This window comes from Mailhella sp. (assembly GCF_057866825.1).
This window is the reverse complement of sequence record NZ_DBMAHT010000172.1, coordinates 1-3485: the sequence shown is the minus strand read 5'-3', so window position 1 is coordinate 3485 and position 3485 is coordinate 1. Positions and strand designations below refer to the sequence as shown.

At 61.0% G+C, this 3485-nt stretch carries 5 protein-coding genes; all 5 read right to left on the bottom strand.

The window, feature by feature from the left end:
- Positions 1-582 (bottom strand): Obg family GTPase (locus ACZM96_RS10225; RefSeq protein ID WP_489488916.1); only part of this gene is annotated, 582 nt, incomplete at its 3' end.
- 249 nt (positions 583-831) lie between these two features.
- The gene (gene rpmA / locus ACZM96_RS10220; protein WP_294445406.1) at positions 832-1107 is read right to left on the bottom strand and encodes a 50S ribosomal protein L27; all 276 of its coding nucleotides are present in this window, start codon (positions 1105-1107) and stop codon (positions 832-834) included.
- 33 nt (positions 1108-1140) lie between these two features.
- Positions 1141-1449 (bottom strand): 50S ribosomal protein L21, encoded by a 309-nt coding sequence (rplU, locus tag ACZM96_RS10215; protein ID WP_489488914.1) that lies wholly within the window; start codon positions 1447-1449, stop codon positions 1141-1143.
- Positions 1450-2210: 761 nt separating this feature from the next.
- Positions 2211-2624 carry a YkvA family protein gene (locus ACZM96_RS10210; RefSeq protein ID WP_489488913.1) on the bottom strand — a complete coding sequence of 138 codons (414 nt, stop codon included), beginning with the start codon at positions 2622-2624 and terminating at the stop codon, positions 2211-2213.
- 583 nt (positions 2625-3207) lie between these two features.
- On the bottom strand, positions 3208-3485 hold a 278-nt coding region (locus tag ACZM96_RS10205), incomplete at its 5' end, for a TCP-1/cpn60 chaperonin family protein (protein WP_489488912.1).

Genomic DNA, 3485 nt, shown 5'->3' with positions numbered 1-3485 from the left:
AGAGAAGACGTTCCGCCTGGAACTCAAGATTCTGGCCGACACCCGGGAAAGGAAGGTGGACTTGCCCGCATTGGGCAGACCGAGCAGACCGGCATCGGCCAGAATCTTGAGTTCCAGGCGGAACGTCTTCTCTTCGCCGGGTTCGCCCTGCTGGGCAAAGCGCGGGGCGCGCATGGTGGACGACTTGAAATGTTCGTTGCCCTTGCCGCCGCGGCCGCCTGCGGCAAGAAGCACCAGCTTGTCCGGATCGGAAACGTCGGCAAAGAGCACCTCGCCCTCGCCGGTGCGCTCGTAGAGCTGCGTGCCGGCGGGCAGTTCGATGACGAGATCTTCGCCCTTGTGGCCGTCGCACTGACTGCCCATGCCGCCCTGTCCGTTGGGAGCTTCGTAAATGCGCTTCAGACGGAAGTCGTACAGGCTGTAAAGCCTGGTGGAGGCCCGGGCGTACACGTTGCCGCCGTCGCCGCCGTTGCCGCCGTCGGGGCCGCCCTTGGCCACAAACTTTTCGCGGCGGAAGGAAACGCAGCCGTTGCCGCCCTTGCCCGCCTTCACCTGAATGGTGGCTTCATCCACAAATTTCATATGCTTTCCTCACGACTGGAGCGCATGAACCGCAAAGGCACGGCCGCGCCGTCGAAACCGACGCAAAACGCTTTCCGTGCCGGGCATGCCGAAAACGGCGGACCCGAAAATCGCGCAACACGCGCCGGATTCAGAGTGGGGAGCCGGACAAGTCGCCGGATTCAGGCAGGGCCTGCTTCCCCGAACAAAGACGCAAAGGGCGAGAAGAGCCACAGCCCTTCTCGCCCCAAAATCATACCGAAAGCGCGATTACGCCGCGGCTTCCGCGGGCACGATGCTCACACGCTTGTGAACGCGACGCTTGCGGAGGAACTTTTCAAACTTCACAACGCCGTCGCACTTGGCGAAAAGGGTGTAGTCGCGGCCCATGCCGACGTTGGCGCCGGGATAGACCACAGTGCCGAGCTGACGAACGATGATGTTGCCGGCAAGAACATGCTGGCCGCCGAAGCGCTTCACGCCTCTGCGCTGACCTTCACTGTCACGACCGTTGCGGGAGCTGCCGCCTGCTTTTTTATGTGCCATGATGAAACTCCTTGGAAAATAGCGGTACGCCCGTTAGGCGACGATACCGGTAACAGTAAGAACGGTGTATTCCTGACGATGGCCCTGAGTGCGGCGTTCGGCCTTGCGGCGCTTGTGCTTGAACACCACGACCTTGTCGCCGAGAATGTGATCAACGACCTTGGCGGTCACCTTGGCGCCGTCCACGACGGGGGTGCCGATCTTGGTGCTTTCGCCGCCGATCATGAGCACGCGGTCGAGGGACACTTCGCTGTCCTTTTCAGCGTCCATGCGGTCGACAACAACCTTGTTGCCTTCCTGAACGCGGTACTGCTTGCCGAGCACTTCAACAATAGCGTACATTAAAACCTCCGAAAAACGGGTCAGAAATGAAGCCTGCTTCCCATACTACAGGTAAACCGGCGAACCGGAAGCCGACAATGCGGCGCACACTCCCTGAATGATGCTGGCAGGCATGACGACCTGTTCCCGTCAGTCGGTGCAGGTGCATCCTTCAAAAGAAGGACGACTTTTCCATTACAGGCAAGTGCATAGATGTCCTGTTCGGACATACGAAGGACGTTCATATCCCGTTTTTCTGCAAATGGCAAGTCTTTTTCCCGCCTCCGGAAATTTTTTTGTTCCGGCGCTCCGGCCTTGCCGCCGAGCACCGTCCCGAAAGAACTTCTGGTGTGTCCTGCCCTCCCCCGCGCTCAGGGCAAACCTCATCAGTCAAAGAATCTCCGGGGCAGCGGGGCAACCTGGGCAGCGGCTGCGAAGGCGGCCGAAGCGCACATGCCCTGCGCTCGTGGAGGAACCTGATCCAGCCTGAGCGTCACGCTTTCGACAATGGCACATGCCCGCGCGCAGAAAAAACCATCGGAGATCCGCCGCACACGTCACGGCCCCCTCTTCTGGGCAACGCCCTTCTCTTTTTGCCGGAAAACGGCAGCGCGGACCGCGAGACCGCATTTCCTTTCGGGCGATGATATTCTCCGCATGTCCGCCCTGCTCCGAGCGGCACAGGCCCGTGCCCGTGCCTCCCGGCCTGCCCCCGAACAGCTCAAGCTCTCGGGCACGGCCTGACGTCGTTCTCAAAAAACGCGCGACGACGCGTTTCCAGCCTATCCCTTTTTGAGCATCTTGTCCGCCGCGCCCAGCCAGCGCGCCAATGCCGCGTCGGCCTTGGCTTTCGCCGTGTCGTCCACGTACATGGCCACGGCCGCAAGCGCCGCCGCAAGAATGCCGATATCGTCGGTAAAGCCGAACACCGGAATCAGATCGGGCACGATGTCCGCCGGAAGAATCAGATAGCCCAGCGCACCGAGAATGATGGCCCGCGTCTTTCCCGGCAGATCCTTGCGCTGCAGCGTGTAATAAAGGATGAGCGCCGAACGCAGCCCTTCCTTGCCTATGGTTCCGGCAAAGCGCAGCAGCTTCGTGTGAAACGCTTCCTCGGAATAGGCCCTGCTGTACTTCTCATCGGTCACCAGTTCCGGTTCCACCACTTTTCGCTCTTCATCATGTTCCGTCATCATCGTCTCTCCCGGCACAAGCTCAGGTTCTTTCCCGTCTATTATTTAAATGTATGTCCGTTTCCGGCGCAGGGCAATCCCCGCGCGCAGAGTCCGATTTTACGCCCTGACCAGGGATGCATTCTCTGATGCCCACCACGCGGCATCTGACCGGCGCTGGCGTATCGTGCCTTTGTCAGGGCAATCCCCGCGCGAGCAGAGCCTGACGCCCGCGCTTCAGCCTTCCAGCCCGCAAGAACTCTCTCTGCATGCGCAAGGCAGGTCCGCGAAAATCCACTCCCTTTTCCGCGCGCCGGACCGGCCCAGTCATACAACTGAACATCCCGGCAGGCTCCCGGACGCTCCGAAAACGCCGTCGATCCGCATCCCATTCCGAACGCTTTTTTCCGGGCCTGGGCGGACCGCCGCTCGACGGCTCCGAAAATCCGGGCGCAGACGTTTCCGCTTTCCGCCGGACGCTTCGACTTCTGCGACAGAACGCTCTGCCGCAGCGCGGCGAAAAGTCGCAGATACGAAAAAGGGGAGCCGCATACGCGGTTCCCCTTTTCTATCAGGCGCGACGGGCAAAAGCCCGTCGGAGCGTTTTTTAGTACATGCCGCCCATGCCGCCACCCATGCCGGGCGCAGCAGGAGCCGCAGGCTCAGGCTTGGGCAGTTCAGCAATGGCGCATTCGGTGGTCAGCAGGAGAGCGGCCACGGAAGAGGCATGCTGCAGAGCGAAGCGGGAAACCTGCTTAGGATCGATGATACCGGCAGCCATGAGGTCTTCGTATTCGCCGGTAGCGGCGTTGAAGCCGAAGCCGTCCTTGCCTTCGCGAACCTTTTCCACAACCACGGAGCCTTCAAAGCCGGCGTTGGCGGCAA